The organism is Chitinophaga sp. CB10 (genome assembly GCA_001870995.2).
Taxonomy (GTDB): Bacteria; Bacteroidota; Bacteroidia; order Chitinophagales; family Chitinophagaceae; genus Chitinophaga.
This window is the reverse complement of the sequence record MLAV02000009.1, coordinates 67741-82602: the sequence shown is the minus strand read 5'-3', so window position 1 is coordinate 82602 and position 14862 is coordinate 67741. Positions and strand designations below refer to the sequence as shown.

Annotated in this window: 12 protein-coding genes and 1 tRNA gene; 9 read left to right on the top strand and 4 right to left on the bottom strand. The window is 50.2% G+C overall.

Going from position 1 to position 14862, the window contains the following annotated elements:
* The first annotated feature begins 3 nt into the window (after positions 1-3).
* Both BOC67_RS14375 and BOC67_RS14370 read left to right on the top strand, forming a co-directional pair.
* On the top strand, positions 4-1419 hold the full coding sequence (locus tag BOC67_RS14375) for an efflux transporter outer membrane subunit (RefSeq protein WP_291911058.1): 1416 nt from the start codon (positions 4-6) through the stop codon (positions 1417-1419).
* Between the two features lie 197 nt (positions 1420-1616).
* Positions 1617-1701: transfer RNA gene (locus BOC67_RS14370), tRNA-Ser, on the top strand.
* A 254-nt stretch (positions 1702-1955) separates the two neighbouring features.
* On the opposite strand, the gene BOC67_RS14365 is transcribed toward BOC67_RS14370, so the two are convergent.
* A complete protein-coding gene (locus BOC67_RS14365) occupies positions 1956-3398 on the bottom strand; it encodes a serine hydrolase (protein WP_291911057.1) in 1443 nt (480 codons plus the stop codon).
* 92 nt (positions 3399-3490) lie between these two features.
* On the opposite strand from BOC67_RS14365, the gene BOC67_RS14360 reads away from it, so the two are divergent.
* Both BOC67_RS14360 and BOC67_RS14355 read left to right on the top strand, forming a co-directional pair.
* Positions 3491-4324 carry a helix-turn-helix domain-containing protein gene (locus BOC67_RS14360; RefSeq protein ID WP_291911055.1) on the top strand — a complete coding sequence of 278 codons (834 nt, stop codon included), beginning with the start codon at positions 3491-3493 and terminating at the stop codon, positions 4322-4324.
* A gap of 188 nt (positions 4325-4512) precedes the next feature.
* Positions 4513-7302: an AAA domain-containing protein gene (locus BOC67_RS14355; RefSeq protein ID WP_291911054.1), complete on the top strand. Its 2790-nt coding sequence runs from the start codon at positions 4513-4515 to the stop codon at positions 7300-7302.
* On the opposite strand, the gene BOC67_RS14350 is transcribed toward BOC67_RS14355, so the two are convergent.
* Positions 7292-8215: an SRPBCC domain-containing protein gene (locus BOC67_RS14350; RefSeq protein ID WP_291911053.1), complete on the bottom strand. Its 924-nt coding sequence runs from the start codon at positions 8213-8215 to the stop codon at positions 7292-7294. The genes BOC67_RS14355 and BOC67_RS14350 overlap by 11 nt on opposite strands.
* Before the next feature lie 170 nt (positions 8216-8385).
* Between BOC67_RS14350 and BOC67_RS14345 the strand changes: the two genes are divergently transcribed.
* From BOC67_RS14345 to BOC67_RS14330, 4 genes are all read left to right on the top strand, one after another.
* Positions 8386-9372 (top strand): GlxA family transcriptional regulator, encoded by a 987-nt coding sequence (locus BOC67_RS14345; protein WP_291911052.1) that lies wholly within the window; start codon positions 8386-8388, stop codon positions 9370-9372.
* A gap of 322 nt (positions 9373-9694) precedes the next feature.
* Entirely contained in the window at positions 9695-10297 is a 603-nt protein-coding gene (locus BOC67_RS14340; RefSeq protein WP_291911051.1) for an NAD(P)H-dependent oxidoreductase, read from the top strand.
* A 133-nt stretch (positions 10298-10430) separates the two neighbouring features.
* Positions 10431-10982, top strand: a complete 552-nt coding sequence (locus BOC67_RS14335) for a dihydrofolate reductase family protein (RefSeq protein WP_291911050.1) — start codon at positions 10431-10433, stop codon at positions 10980-10982.
* Positions 10983-11018: 36 nt separating this feature from the next.
* On the top strand, positions 11019-12041 hold the full coding sequence (locus tag BOC67_RS14330; RefSeq protein WP_291911049.1) for an LLM class flavin-dependent oxidoreductase: 1023 nt from the start codon (positions 11019-11021) through the stop codon (positions 12039-12041).
* A gap of 78 nt (positions 12042-12119) precedes the next feature.
* On the opposite strand, the gene BOC67_RS14325 is transcribed toward BOC67_RS14330, so the two are convergent.
* Positions 12120-12614 (bottom strand): hypothetical protein, encoded by a 495-nt coding sequence (locus tag BOC67_RS14325; RefSeq protein WP_291911048.1) that lies wholly within the window; start codon positions 12612-12614, stop codon positions 12120-12122.
* Positions 12615-12802: 188 nt separating this feature from the next.
* Here BOC67_RS14325 and gap point away from each other — a divergent pair, with 188 nt between their 5' ends.
* On the top strand, positions 12803-13807 hold the full coding sequence (gene gap, locus BOC67_RS14320; RefSeq protein WP_291911047.1) for a type I glyceraldehyde-3-phosphate dehydrogenase: 1005 nt from the start codon (positions 12803-12805) through the stop codon (positions 13805-13807).
* Positions 13808-13879: 72 nt separating this feature from the next.
* Here gap and BOC67_RS14315 read toward each other — a convergent pair whose 3' ends face one another.
* Positions 13880-14827: an SDR family NAD(P)-dependent oxidoreductase gene (locus BOC67_RS14315; RefSeq protein WP_291911046.1), complete on the bottom strand. Its 948-nt coding sequence runs from the start codon at positions 14825-14827 to the stop codon at positions 13880-13882.
* Positions 14828-14862: the final 35 nt, after the last annotated feature.

Here is a 14862-nt window from a genome sequence, read left to right as displayed (position 1 = left end):
AAAATGAAGCACAGATATTTTAAAAGTCATTTCATCGTGTTGTCTTTAGTTGTAGGTTTAGCAGCATGTCGGGTAGGTCGCAATTACGAGCGACCCCCGATGGCGCTGCCAGAGCAGTTCAACAATGCGGCGCCATCCGACAGCAGCATTGCCGCGATGGAATGGAAAAAGTTTTTTACGGATCCAACCCTTCAACAGCTGATCGACAAAGCGGTGAGCGGTAACCTGGACCTGCAGTTGGCCGTAAAACGGGTGGATGCAGCGCAGGAATACCTGAAGCAGGCGAAAGTAGCGTGGCTGCCGTCCTTCACCGGGCAGGTGAGCGCCGCAACGAACTTCCCGTCCAAGAACAGCCTGAATGGTATGAACATGAGCCAGTTTGGCATGGGCGATCATATTGAAGATTATAATGCCGGCGTAAGCATGTCCTGGGAGATTGACATCTGGGGTAAGATACGCCGCCAGAAAGAGGCTGCCCTGGCTACTTACCTGCAAACCTACGAAGGCGCCCACGCCGTGCAGACCAGCGTGGTATCAGCCGTGGCAAGCAGTTATTTCAACCTCCTGATGCTGGACCAGCAGCTGGACATTGCCCGTAAGAACGTGGCGCTGACAGATACCATCGTGCAGGTGATCCGCCTGCAGAAGGCTGCCGGCGAGGTGACGGAGCTGGCCATACAACAGGCCATTTCCCAGCAGCAGGCGGCGGAATTGCTCATTCCGCAGCTGGAACAGGGGATTGCCATCCAGGAAAACGCCCTGCGTATCCTTACCGGTGAGCTGCCGGGGACTATAGCCCGCAACAGCAAGCTGCATGATTTCAGCGTGCCGGCGGACCTGCCGGCGGGTATTCCGGCTGAAATGATCAGTCGCCGCCCGGATGTACGCGCCAGCGAAATGGGCCTGGTGGCGGCCAATGCCAAAGTAGGCGTGGCCCAGGCCAGCATGTACCCGTCCCTGAACATCACTGCCAGCGGTGGACTGAACAGCTTTAAAGCGAGCAATTGGTTCACAATGCCGGCTTCCCTGTTCGGAACAGTAGCGGGTAGCCTTACCCAGCCGATCTTCCAGAAAAGGGCCTTAAAAACCCAATTGGAAGTAGCCCGTATCCAAAGGGAGCAGGCGGTGATAACCTTCCGGCAGTCGGCCCTGAATGCGATCGGGGAAGTAAGCGACGCCCTGGTGAAGCTGGATAAGCTCAAAACCCGCCAGGAGATCGTGGCGCGGCAGGTGAGCACCACCCAGCTGGCGATACAGCAGGCACAACTGTTGTTCCGCAGCGGTATGGCTAATTACCTGGAAGTAATCACGGCGCAGGCGAAAGCCCTGGAATCTGAGCTGAACCAGGCGAATATTGAAAGAGAGCGCCTTTCTGCCATGGTGGACCTTTACCGTTCACTGGGCGGAGGCTGGAAATAAATAAAACGGGAAGTACGGGCCAGGTAAAGTGTGATGAATCAGCAATATCTATGGACCATGAATCAACAGTAAGGTAATAAAAACGGGCCTGGTTCGTACATCCTTCGTTAAGCGGAATCCCTGTGGGAGCGGGTTTACGAAGAAATTTCAAAAATTTTTTGGAAATTTGTTTGGGTTTTATACCTTTGCATCCCACTGGAGAGTTGGCAGAGCGGTCGATTGCGGCAGTCTTGAAAACTGTTGACTGTAACAGGTCCCGGGGTTCGAATCCCTGACTCTCCGCGAGTAAAATGAGATTATCGATAAGATAATCTCATTTTTTGTTTTAAGGGATTTAGGGAGAATCCGTCAGTCTTTTCTATCCATGACTCTCCGCAAGTAAAAAGAGATCATCAATAAGATGACCTCTTTTTGTGTTTTAACGGATTTCGGGAGAATCCCTCAGTCTTTACTTAAATGTCATTTATTGTTTTCAGATATCTTCCCCACCCTTTACAGCGCTCCCGCCAGAGATGTCTTTCGGGATCGGCTTACGCCTAATTTTTTAAGCCTCTTATTTTTGCTGCCACCTCAGCATCGTTGGGTTCAAGTGTTAGATATCTTTCAAACGTTTCGATGGCCCTACTTTTATCACCCGTCAGGCGGTATCCTTCTGCAAGACTGTAAAGCGAGCCGGATGATCCGGGGAAACTCCTTGTGTTCAGCAGTAATAATGCCAACGCTTCGTCATTCTTTTTATCAAACAACTTATGCCATGCCCAGCGGTCAATAACGCTTTCCCTGAGTTTTAGCTGGCCTTTGTTTTCAGCAACCAGCTTGAGCCCGGCTTCCAATCCGGCTTTGGCAGTTGTATCGATGATCTTTTTTGTATAGAAATAATTATCTGTTGCTGGTGATGGGCCGCATATAAGGCGCTTGATAAAATTGCTGGCTTCCCAATAATTCTCTACTTCGCCGTTAGTGAGGATAATTACGGTAAAACCAAGGTCAGGACAGACCATCAGTTCGTTGGCAATACCAAAATGCCCACCGGTATGACCGAAGAGCGGGTGGCCATTCAATGTGTCTATGCTCATGCCATAGGCATAGCTACCTTTGTCATATTTAACTTTCCCGTTTATATAAAGCGCAGTGTTTTCTTTATTGAGCAGCTGGTTGGTCAGAACTGCATTGGCGAACCTGAGCAGATCTGCCGCGGTGGAATAGCTGCCGCCGGCCGGGCCGCCTTTCACCACATTTACATAGATATTATTTTTCCACTGGCCGGGATCTTCAGGCGACATGCTATAGCCAATGGCTATACGGGGTACAGCATTGTCGAGTTCATAAGCATCGGTATCATACATTTTCAGCGGGAGGAAGATATGTTGTTTTACATAGTCAAAATAAGTTTGCCCGCTTACCTGTTCAATGATCTTTCCTAAAAGCGTATAGCCGGCATTGCTGTAAAAATAACGGGCGCCTGGCGTAAAAAGTAGCGGTTTGTTGATGAACAGCGTAATATAGTCGTCAACCGTTCTATACTTTTCTTTAGCCAGTTTTTCATGTTCTTCCCAAAAGTTCCCCATGCCCGAAGTATGTGTCAGCAATTGGTGAATGGTGACGGAATCAGCCACTGCTTTGTTGGCATAACCCGGCAGCACGGAACCGACTTTCGCCTTGAGGGAGAGTTTGCCGGCTTGCACTAATTGCATAATGGCCATACCGGTGAACATTTTACCCATAGAGGCAAGATTAAAGCGGGTATTGAGCCGGTTAGGTATGCTATCGGAGAGATTGGCGTAGCCATAAGCTTTATTGAAAACGGTTTTCCTGTTTCTGGCGATAAGCACGACGCCGCTGAAGTGATCGGTTGCTGCCAATTGATCGAGATGCCGGGCTACAGACGTAGCAAGTGGGTCTTTAACCTGAGCTGAAAGCGTTGGTGGAAATACTAAAACGGCCAATGCCGGAACAACAGCAGCCAAGAAATTTTTCATGATTATACTTTATGCAAAATAAAATGATCACCCGGATAAATAATTGTACAAATGTCAGGCGCCTGCAGTTTTTTATTAAATTAGCAACTGATATGAAGGTTAGTATCTACAAACCGGTTTCCCCTTTGCTGCAACAGCATATCGCCTATATTTATACGCTTGACCGGCAGGATGGGGATGAACCCTGCACCTACCTGACGTTTCCCGGTATCTATAATATTGTATGCTTGTACGCCGACACGGTAAGTGAGGTGAGTGACGACCTGGTATCTATCCGGCATGAACCGAATGGCGTACTGGAAAGCCGGCTGGTAGGAAAATTCAGCAAGGCGGTATGTGTTAAGTATGAAGGCCGGATCAGCGAGATCACCACATTCTTCAAACCTTTCGCCATAAACGCTTTTCTGCCATCACCGTTAAAAGACTTTGCCGGAGGGCATTTTTCTTTTTTCAATCCTCATCCTGATTATGTGCCGGCAATGCAGGCCATCCAATCCATGCATACGGTGCAGGACAAGCTGGCTGCACTGGAAGCTTACTGGCTTAGCAAATACAATGGTTATACACATCCTTTTCTGCCTGCTATCCTGGATGAAATGGGCAATGAGGACATCCCGGAACGCAGCATAAGCGAGATATGCAAGGCCTATGGGGTATCCCGTCAAACCATGCACCAACATTTCGAGAGATACCTTTGTAAAACACCCGCAGCGTTCAGAAAGATCATCCGTTTCCGGAAAGCGGTGCATGCGCATCCATCATTGCCGGCGGAGCAGAGGCTGACCCGCCTTTCGGTACTGGCCAATTATTTTGATCAGTCGCACATGATCCGTGACTTTAAAGAACTGACCGGCCATACGCCTAAATCCTTTTTTAAAAACATTTCCCGTTTTGGCGATGGCCAGATCAGCTGGCTATTCCTGTAGCCCGGACCTTTCCTGTGTGCTTTTCTTTAACAGGTCCCGGGTTTCGAATTGCGGGCATATTGTAAATGCCTTCGGATTATACCCGAACGCATTTTTCATCCCAGCAACATCCACAAAAAACTCCCAACATCCCCCAAAAAACTTAAATTAGTAACTTAGATACTATCCTATATATAACACCTTTATCAATGCAGCGCTCCTTCATTGTATTCCTTAAAAACAAAACCTCCTTCCAATTCAAATATGCAGGAAACGTCAGGCATATAGCCCAGGCAAAGAACGGATACCGCGTTACATTTAGCGACGGCAGAAGTTACAATTACGGAGCCGATAAAGTCCAGTATTACCCCCTCCTTGCCACCAGGGAAAACGTCCGTATTTACGAACAAGGAAAGTTGAATCAAAAATATAATGCAGTTGATAGCTATGGCCGTTATGTGATTTTCAGAAACGGGGATTACTGCTCTGATCCCGTTGAAAACGATGCCAGTATTGAAATTTGCGACATCAGGAAGGATAATCGGCGGGCAGATTCCGTCATCAGTTATTTCAAAAGGATCCTGGAAGAACATACCAGCAATACTTTTGATATTCAAACGGAAGAAGGGGAGGCCAGAGGCGCCAATCAAATCAGCAATGACATATTACTCAAAGCGATTGAAAATTTAGACCTGAAGGAATCCAGGTCTGTGTTATCGAAGTATATCGACGGCGTTCCGCCGGCTGCCACTAAGGCCCCCGAGCTGCTGATTTACCCCTTCGGCTGCAATGAAAGCCAGCAACAGGCGGTGAAAACTGCGCTCAGCAATAGTTTAAGCATCATAGAAGGCCCTCCGGGTACAGGTAAAACCCAAACAATTCTGAATATTATCGCCAATCTTATTGCGCAGCAAAAAACGGTGGCAATTGTTTCGAACAACAATTCTGCTGTATTTAATGTGCGGGAGAAGTTAGCGAAATACGGTTATGAAACAGTAGTGGCTTCGCTGGGCAATAGCAACAATAAAGCCACCTTTTTCGGAAGCCTCGAAAAACAAACCGTTCCTGATAATTTCAAGCTACCAGGGGAGCAGTTAAAAATGCGCAGGGAAAAGGTGCGCCGGCTGGATGCCATGCTTACCAAATGCTTTCAGCAGCGGAATAGGTTTGCGTATTTAACGGCAGCCTTATCTGACGCGGAAATCGAATTTAGTCATCTGAAAGCAGAGCAACCGCTCGATCCAAACATAAAGTCTATACTGGACAAGAAGTTTTACCGCAAGTGGAGCGTCAGGAGCGCCCTGAAGCTAAAAGAGCTGGTTGCTGCCGCCGATAGGGAGAAAAAGTACTCCGTCATCGACAAATTACGCTTCACGCTGCAATACGGCCTGTTCGACCTGGATGTTATCAGGCAGTACCACGAAGAATTCCCCGTTTATGTCAATCACAGGTTCTACGAAATATATACCGCAAAGTTAAAAAAGCAAACCGAGCGCATTAAAAGGTGGCTGCAATCCCATGATGAAAAGGAAAATCTCGGCAGCCTGATTAAAGCTTCCAAAGAAATATTCAATGGGCTGTTATATGAAAGGTACAGCCGTTTGAATGCGGTTACCTTCACAGCGGACGATTATCGCCGGCAGTTTGACCAATTCACCGCACGATACCCGGTCATCCTCAGTTCGACGCTCTCCCTGCACACCAGTATTCCCAAAGGGCACCTGTTTGATTACCTGATCATTGATGAAGCTTCGCAGGTAGACGTCATCAAATCCGCCGTGTGCTTTTCCTGCTGCCGGAATGCGATCGTGGTAGGGGATAGTATGCAGCTCACCCATATTGTGGACGAGCAAAGCCGGGCCGCGGCGGAAGTAATCCTGTCGAAATACACGGTTGCTCCTGCGTATGACTATGTCGGAAAGAATATCCTGGACTCGCTGAAGACCTTGTACGGCCATAAGATCGAGGCCGTATTGCTGAAAGAACATTACAGGTGCCACCCCCTCATCATCGGGTTCTGTAACAAGAAGTACTATAGCAATAACCTGGCAATTATGACTTCCGGTCAGCATCATCCGTTCAGGATAATTGAAACAAACATCTCAGGCGAAAAAGATAATTATAATCAAAGGCAGATCGCTGAAACAGACTTATATATCCGGGAGAGATATGCTACGGACTATACAAAAGTGGGCGTGATAGCGCCCTACAGAAACCACACGCACCTCTTGCAGCAGCAGCTGCCGCCCGGTATAGAGGCGGATACCATCCATAAGTTCCAGGGGCGTGAAAAAGAAGTGATTATATTCAACACCGTCAAAAATAAAATAAGCGCATTCATTGATAACCCCAACCTGATAAATGTTGCCGTATCAAGGGCGGTGAAGGAATTTGTATTAGTGAAGTCAGCATCCATGGATTTGCCGCACGGAACAAACATCGGGGATCTCATACGCTACATGTGTTACACGACGGACCCCAAGAAAACCATTGTACCCGGCCGCATACGTTCCGTGTTTGACTTATTGTACAAGGAGTATAACCAGGTATTCGTGTCCTTTATTTCTTCCAATAACAACATAAAAGGATCCGCGGCAGAGATCATCATAGATAAGCTGCTGCGGGAAAAAATATTGGTAAGCCATATCAGGTACGCCGGTATTGATATGGCGAGGGAATACAAGCTGTCAGACCTTATCCGGGATTTTCAACCCTTCACCGAAGAGGAAACCCGGTTTATAAGAAGCAATTCCAGGCTTGATTTTCTGTTGTATAATAAAATCGATAAAACGCCCATCCTCGCTATCGAGGTGGATGGCGTGGCATTCCATGCCAACCGGCTGCAACAGCAGAGAGATAATAAGAAAGACCATATCCTGAAAAAGATAGGTCTGCCTTTATTGAGATTATCGACGGACGGGCATAATGAAGAGGCAAGGATATTGGAGCATTTAAACGCTGCCATGGGGATCACCGGAGCGGTGTCCGTTAACCCCTGAACGGATTCCCTTTCCCCTCCTGTATATACGGTACCAGGCTGTCTGCTATAAACTGTTGCCATCCCTTCGTGCATGCCTCATAGCACTCCACTTCCGGCTCGAGGCCTTGATGGGTAAACGTTAACCTCGTTTTCCCTTCCAGGGTATCGATCTCAAAAATGTTCTTAGTGCCTGTCCATTCCTGTTGATCCTTCAAAAAGGAGAGCTTACTATCCGTCACCAGCCAGATGATGCGTTTAAAAGGTACTGCTTCCACTACTTTGTGTTTGGAATAATGCACATCTCCGAAGGTCACGTCAAACTCATCCCCGGTATTGGCGGATGCGCCGTTAAAATGCGTACACCACCACTGGTCCACCTCGCAGATGGCGCGATACACGGTAGCTGGCGCCTTATCCAACAGGAAACTTACCTGGTAGCTGCGGGACTGTTCGCTTTTCTTCTTCCCGGCGCTGTCAATCGCAGCCTGGTAAGGATTAGGATTGCCTTTGCCGGTTTCTATCAGGGCTTTCAGGCTGCCGCGGATGTAGTTGCCCCAGGAGTCCGAACAGATATTATAGCATTCTTCCGTCGGCACCAGGCCGATATGCGTAAATACCAATTCCGTCTGATCCGCTTTTTTGCTGATGTCAAAGCTGATGCGGGTGCCTGTCCATTCGGATGCGTCTTTGGTGAAGTTGAAGTAATTTTCTTCTACGAGCCAGACTACTTTACTATCCGGCACAAATTCGACTATTTTCATCCGGCTGCGGTGTACATCCTGGTAGTGGTAATGGAAGGTTTCGTCCAAACCATCGGTGCGGCCTTCGATTTGCTCGGACCACCAGCCGCGGACGTTGGTGACTGCCCGGAAAACTTCTTCGGGCGACTGCCGTACCTGTATGGATGCCGTATAATTTTGCGCATTCATCATATGTAGTGTTTTGACTTTGAAGGTTAATTTGTTTCCGTAGGGCCGCCTTGGGGCAGGCGTAATTTTTAGGTAAAGCTACCGCCTGATTTTGACTTTCAGGGTGGGTGATATGGACCTTTTGGTGGGTTGATTTGGACATTCACAAGCGTTATATTTGTAGAAAACCCAGCATGAAGCATCTGACCATCATCGTGCCCAACGGCGAAAATAACCTCAGTAGTATAGTAGGTGCTTTCAAAATATTCTCCCGCGCCAATGCCTACCGCAAAGAACATCAGGGCAAGGAGCTCTTCCGGATTGAGCTGGCGGGAACCGCTCCCGTGGTCGACTTCTACGGCGGCCTTTTCAGCGTAAAGCCGCATACGGATATCTCGCAGGTAAAGCAAACGGACCTGATCATTGTTCCTTCCCTGAACCATGCTTTTGATGCAGCAGTAGCGCAGAACGCGCCGATAATCGAATGGCTGCGCGTGCAATACAGGAACGGCGCTGAAATCGCCAGCATCTGCACCGGGGCATTCCTCCTGGCGGCTGCCGGCTTGCTGGACGGCAAAACCTGCTCCACACACTGGTCTGCAGCTGACCAGTTAAAACAACGATTCCCAAAAATCAACGTCGAATCCGATAAACTGCTCACCGAGGAAAACGGTATCTATACTAACGGTGGCGCCTACTCGTTCCTGAACCTGGTATTATACCTGGTCGAAAAATATTTTGACCGGCAGACGGCGATTTTCTGTTCAAAGGTATTCCAGATTGAGATCGACCGGCACAGCCAGTCCGCCTTTATGATCTTCAAAGGGCAGAAGGAACATGGGGACGAAATGGTCAAAGCGGCGCAAACCTATATTGAAGAGCGTATGAGCGAGAAAATCTCCTTTGAACAACTCTCAGCCAGGTTTGCCGTTGGCCGCAGGAACTTTGATCGCCGGTTTATTAAAGCAACGGGCAACACGCCCCTGGAATACTTTCAGCGCCTGAAAATTGAAGCAGCAAAGCGCGCATTTGAAACCACCCGGAAGACGATCAACCAGGTGATGTACGAAGTAGGCTATTCGGACCTGAAGGCATTCCGCGAAGTATTTCGTAAGATTACCGGGATGTCGCCACTGGAATACCGGAACAGGTATAATAAAGAGTCGTTTGCCGGCGGTTAATATCACTGCGCTGCTCCGCTCCGCCGGCTATCAACCGCAACTCATTACACCATATATCCACTAACCACTTACAATCAACCGTTAAACCACTAAACCACTAAACCACTAAACCACTAACCACTTACAACTTACCACTATCCACCAACCACCAACCCCTCCCCCCAAAAAAATTCCCCACCCACTAACCTCTACGTTACTACTTACCTTTAAGTAACTCCCTCCTTTTCACCACCAGGCGGACCTAATTTTGCCTTCGATAATTCGATTGGAACATGCCGGGCATACCGGCAGATAAAACGGAAAAATTAAACAGGCAATTTTTATGAAACGCATACTTCATCTGATTTCAAGTCTGCAAGGGAAAGCATCCCATAGTCTGCAACTGGGCCAGGCCATCGTCAGAAAAATTCAGGAAAAATATCCCGGCAGCACGCTGGAAGAGTTGAACCTGGTGGAAATGGAAATACCTCACCTGACGCCGGACTCGCTGCGCGCTTTCTTTATCCCACAGGATCAGCTGACGGAGGAAGACAAAGCCTCCATCCAGCTTTCCGACACGCTGGTGCAACAGCTGCTGGCGGCCGATATTATCGTCATCGGCGCGCCGCTCTACAACTTCACCATCCACTCTTCCCTGAAAGCATGGATCGATCATATTACCCGTGCCGGCGTAACTTTCGGATACGGGGAAAATGGCCCGGTGGGAATGGTCAAAGGAAAAAAGGTGTATGTAGCCATGACTTCCGGCGGCATTTACTCGGAAGGTCCGGCTAAGGCGTACGACTTTGTGGCGCCTTACCTGCAGGCAGTGCTGGGCTTCCTCGGCATGCAGGATGTGTCCGTCGTGCGGGCGGAAGGGCTCAAAATGCCGGCCGTGCAGGGACATGCCATGGATAAAGCCATTGAACAAATTCAGATTGACTGACGCTAACAACCATTCAAAGGCCCCGGGTAAATACCGGGGCTTTTTTGTCGCAGATACCCCCTGTCCCGAACATCGGATTGATTTATTTTTGAAAGGCAACTACACCAGGCCTGTATCTTCAAATCCGATTCCAATGAGAAAAATTATCTACGGTATTAACCTGACTGCCGGTGGCTGCTGCGACCACACACAAATCAGCGGCAGCGAAGAAACCCACGTGTACTTTACGGACCTGCTGCGCCAGGCGGGCCTGCTCCTCTACGGTCGTAAGACCTATGACCTGATGGTGCCTTTCTGGCCGGAGGTGGCCAGGGCGCAAACCGGCGCCCCATCGATGCTTGAATTTGCGAAGGTGTTTGATAGTCTGGAAAAGGTAGTTTGTTCCCGGACGGTGGACCACTTTCCCGGCAACCCCAGGGTGATCCGCGATAACCTGGCCGAAGAGGTCATGCAACTAAAGCAGCAACCCGGTAAAGATATCTCCATTGGCGGTGTGGAACTGCCGGGGGAATTAATCAGGCTGGGGCTCGTGGATGAATATTATTTCCTCGTGCATCCCGTGATAGCAGGGCAGGGCCGGCGTTTGCTGGATGGCATCCATCCGGGCGCGCAGGAGCATTTAAAACTCGCCGATGCCAGAACCCTTCCTTCCGGATGCATCTCCCTGCATTATCTTCATCAGTGACAATAAAGTCTTACCTTTCAGTAGGAAAGAAAAGCTATGAAGAAAATAGGATTTTTATCATTCGGGCATTGGGCCAATCATCCGGCCTACAGCACCCGTACCGCGAGTGATACCCTGCTTCAATCTATCGACCTGGCCGTAGCCGCGGAAGAAATCGGTTTGGATGGCGCGTACTTTCGCGTACACCATTTCGCCGCCCAGCTGGCGTCGCCGTTTCCTTTACTGGCGGCTATCGGCGCTAAAACCAGCAAGATAGAAATCGGAACAGGCGTGATCGATATGCGGTATGAAAATCCGCTGTATATGGTAGAAGATGCCGGCGCGGCGGATCTGATTTCGGGAGGAAGATTACAATTAGGCATCAGCAGGGGATCGCCGGAGCAGGTCATCGATGGATGGCGCTATTTCGGTTATGAGCCTGCAGCCGGCGAAACGGATGCGGATATGGGCCGCCGTAAGGCGCTGGAGTTCCTCGACAAACTGAAAGGCGTGGGCTTCGCGCAACCTAACCCTTACCCGATGTTTCCCAATCCGCCGGGGTTGCTGCGCCTGGAGCCTCATTCGGAAGGCCTGCGCGATCGCATCTGGTGGGGCGCGGCTTCCAACGCTACAGCGGTATGGGCCGCGGAAAACGGGATGCACCTGCAAAGCTCTACGCTCAAGTACGACGAAAGCGGAAAGCCTTTCCATATCCAACAGGCCGAACAGATCAGGCTGTACAAGGAAGCCTGGAAGAAGGCCGGCCATACGCGCGAGCCAAGGGTGTCCGTGAGCCGCTCCATCTTTGCGCTGGTCAATGACCAGGACCGTTATTACTTCGGCCGGGAAAGCGACCGGGTGGATAAAATCGGCATGATCGAACAGGACAAGCGCGCCATCTTCGGCAGGAGCTATGCGGCCGAACCGGATCAACTCATTAAGGAGCTGGCAGAGGATGAAGCCATCCGCGAAGCGGATACCTTGCTGCTAACGATACCGAATACACTGGGCGTTGAATACAATGTACACGTACTGTCCTCCATCCTGAAGTATGTAGCGCCAGGATTGGGTTGGCGTTAACGCTATCAGCATACATTACTTAAAACACGAAAAGCCTTTGGATAAATTCCAAAGGCTTTTTATTTTTCAGGAAGTAGCTCAATCCCTCTTTTTCCTTTTAGGCTCTTCCGGCTGTTCCCACACCCAACTCAGCATAGCCGTCATAGAGTTCTTGGGTATATGCACCTCTGCCGATCTCTTCAGCGTTTTGGTGACGCCGGTGGAATCCTCATATACAATTTTCATATCCACATCAAATTTACCGCCCTGCTTCATGGGCTCGGAAAAGTTGAACTGGGTATAAAGCAAATTGAGCTGCATGCTGTCCAGGCAATCCTTAGCGGTACATTCCAGCTTCAGGACGTTTTTTTTCATCCCATTCAGGTCCCAGTTGTCAATATCGGTGGCTTTGCCAACGGGGTTAAAACGGTTGAGCGCCCAGGTTTCCCAGCCCATGGACAGCTGGGTGATCTTACTGCGGGAACTGTTGTCCATATCATACCTTCCAGTACTCACAGTGATTTCTTTGATCCCCTGTGCCTGTGTCTGACTGATAAACAGGCAGCCGGCGAAGGCTAACATAATTTTTCTCATATCCTACTATGATTTACTACTCTGTAATGTCAGGATATGTCTTATAGTACCAGAAATTTAAATTTCGTTAACAAAATTGTGCAAATTCCGACCATCAGGGTCGATTGTCACCTCCCTGCTAATTCCCTGATAATGATTTTGCTAACGTTCGCTTTTAAAATAATTTTGCAGCTTACAAAAGTTACAACATGAGGATAGCTATCAATGGTTTTGGACGTATCGGCAGGATATTCTTACGGATGGCCCTGGAAAGGCCGGGTATAGAAGTGGTTGCCATTAATGATCTGGCGGATGCCGCTACCATGGCTCACCTTTATATGTACGATTCCGTACATGGGCCATACGAAGGGGAGGTACGCCTGGCGGGCGACCACCTGGTAATTGACGGGCGCCAGATCCGTATCCTCTCGGAACGCGACCCCTTGAAGCTGCCCTGGGCGGAGCTGGACATTGACCTGGTCGTAGAATCCACCGGGAAGTTTACCACCGGCACGGCCGCGGGCTTACACCTGCAGGCCGGCGCGAGGCAGGTGATTGTGTCCGCCCCTTCGCCCGATAAGGACATTCCGACCGTGGTATTAGGGGTAAACGACCACCTGGTAGACCTTACAGCTCCTGTATTGTCCAACGCTTCCTGCACCACCAACAACGTGGCGCCTATGGTAAAAGTATTGGACGACAACTGGGGTATCGTTGACGGCTATATTACCACCGTGCATTCCATGACAGGGGATCAGAACCTGCATGACGCGCCCCACAGGGACCTGCGCCGTGCGCGCGCTGCGGCCGCTTCCATTATCCCTACTTCCACCGGCGCCGCCAAGGCCATCACATCTATCTTCCCGCACCTGGAAGGCCGCATGGGAGGCGCGGGGATACGCGTACCGGTGCTGAACGGCTCCCTGACCGACTTTACCTGCATCCTCAGGAAGCAGCCTGCCAGCGTAGCTGAAATCAACGCGAAGTTCAGGGAGGCGGCGGAAGGCGATATGAAAAATATCCTGAAGTACACGGAACATCCCATCGTATCCATCGATATCGTGGATAACCCGTATTCCTGCACTTTTGACGCCTTGCTCACTTCCATCGTGGGCGACCTCGTGAAGGTAGTAGGCTGGTACGATAATGAATTCGGCTATTCCAACCGCCTGGCTGACCTGGTGGTGCGGATTGCCGCGCTGAAGCATAAATAGCAGTCGATTGCCAGCGCGCAAACAGCAAGACATAAAGTATGAAAGAAAGATCCGCTACTGGCGGGTCTTTTTTTATGCCGGCCATTCTACGCCCGTCACTTTTTCGCTGAATTGCCACAAGGCCGCCGCCAGCTCCGGATCGCTGGCATAGCTGCGCACCCCGTAAATAATCGTTTCATCATCCGCTACAAACGGAGCGATGTTGCAATCCTCGCAATAAACGCCGCCAATGCCATCCAGCTGCTCGCTGAGGGCGCACCAAACGGCGGTTGCCGCTCCCTGGGCCGGCGTTTTGAAATTTTTGACCCGCTGTTTCCAGGCTTCCAGCTCCGCTTCGGACATATGCAGCACTACATCCGTGAGGATAGCGCCGGGATGCACCGCATAGGCTTTTACGCCGTGCGGTTGCCCCGCCTTGTTCAAATGCACGGCAAACAAGGCATTGGCTGTTTTGGATTGGGCATATGCTTTTACGGGATCGTAAGGATGGCGTTCAAAATTCAGGTCGTCCAGGCGGAGCGCCATACGCCGGTGCCCCACGGAGGAATGCGCGATGACGCGCGCGTTGCCGGCTTTTTTCAGCGCGGGCCAAAGGAGGCCGCTCAGCTGAAAATGCCCGAGGTGATTGGCGCCGAATTGCAGCTCGTAACCCCGTTTATCCGTCGTTATCTCCGGCGGAAAAAATACGCCGGCATTGTTGAACAAATAATGCAGCGCCTGGTGCGCAGCCAGGTATTGTTTGGCGAAGGCTTCCACGGAAACCGGATCCGCCAGGTCCAGCGGATGGTAGGATACATTGGGCAGCCCTTCCAGCCTGGCTTTTGCTTTACCGGCGTTCCTGGCGCCTACCACTACGTTGGCCCCTGCCCGTGAGAGGGTTTGCACTATTTCAAAACCGATGCCGGCGCTACCGCCTGTCACCACCACGTTTTTACCGCGGAGGTCATGACCGGCCGCTACTTCATCAGCCGTGCTTTGCGCATTGAACCGGGAATCGATGGGCTGTTGCTTTGGGTTCATAAGATGCCTGTATTTATAAGGTTGGGCCGTTGTGT

Bases quoted from the DNA above. Each gene is read 5' to 3' on its own strand.
- BOC67_RS14315 (WP_291911046.1), bottom strand. From the start codon at position 14,827: ATGAACCCAAAGCAACAGCCCATCGATTCCCGGTTCAATGCGCAAAGC.
- gap (WP_291911047.1), top strand. From the start codon at position 12,803: ATGAGGATAGCTATCAATGGTTTTGGACGTATCGGCAGGATATTCTTA.
- BOC67_RS14325 (WP_291911048.1), bottom strand. From the start codon at position 12,614: ATGAGAAAAATTATGTTAGCCTTCGCCGGCTGCCTGTTTATCAGTCAG.
- BOC67_RS14350 (WP_291911053.1), bottom strand. From the start codon at position 8,215: ATGATGAATGCGCAAAATTATACGGCATCCATACAGGTACGGCAGTCG.
- BOC67_RS14345 (WP_291911052.1), top strand. From the start codon at position 8,386: ATGAAGCATCTGACCATCATCGTGCCCAACGGCGAAAATAACCTCAGT.
- BOC67_RS14340 (WP_291911051.1), top strand. From the start codon at position 9,695: ATGAAACGCATACTTCATCTGATTTCAAGTCTGCAAGGGAAAGCATCC.
- BOC67_RS14375 (WP_291911058.1), top strand. From the start codon at position 4: ATGAAGCACAGATATTTTAAAAGTCATTTCATCGTGTTGTCTTTAGTT.
- BOC67_RS14330 (WP_291911049.1), top strand. From the start codon at position 11,019: ATGAAGAAAATAGGATTTTTATCATTCGGGCATTGGGCCAATCATCCG.
- BOC67_RS14360 (WP_291911055.1), top strand. From the start codon at position 3,491: ATGAAGGTTAGTATCTACAAACCGGTTTCCCCTTTGCTGCAACAGCAT.
- BOC67_RS14365 (WP_291911057.1), bottom strand. From the start codon at position 3,398: ATGAAAAATTTCTTGGCTGCTGTTGTTCCGGCATTGGCCGTTTTAGTA.
- BOC67_RS14355 (WP_291911054.1), top strand. From the start codon at position 4,513: ATGCAGCGCTCCTTCATTGTATTCCTTAAAAACAAAACCTCCTTCCAA.
- BOC67_RS14335 (WP_291911050.1), top strand. From the start codon at position 10,431: ATGAGAAAAATTATCTACGGTATTAACCTGACTGCCGGTGGCTGCTGC.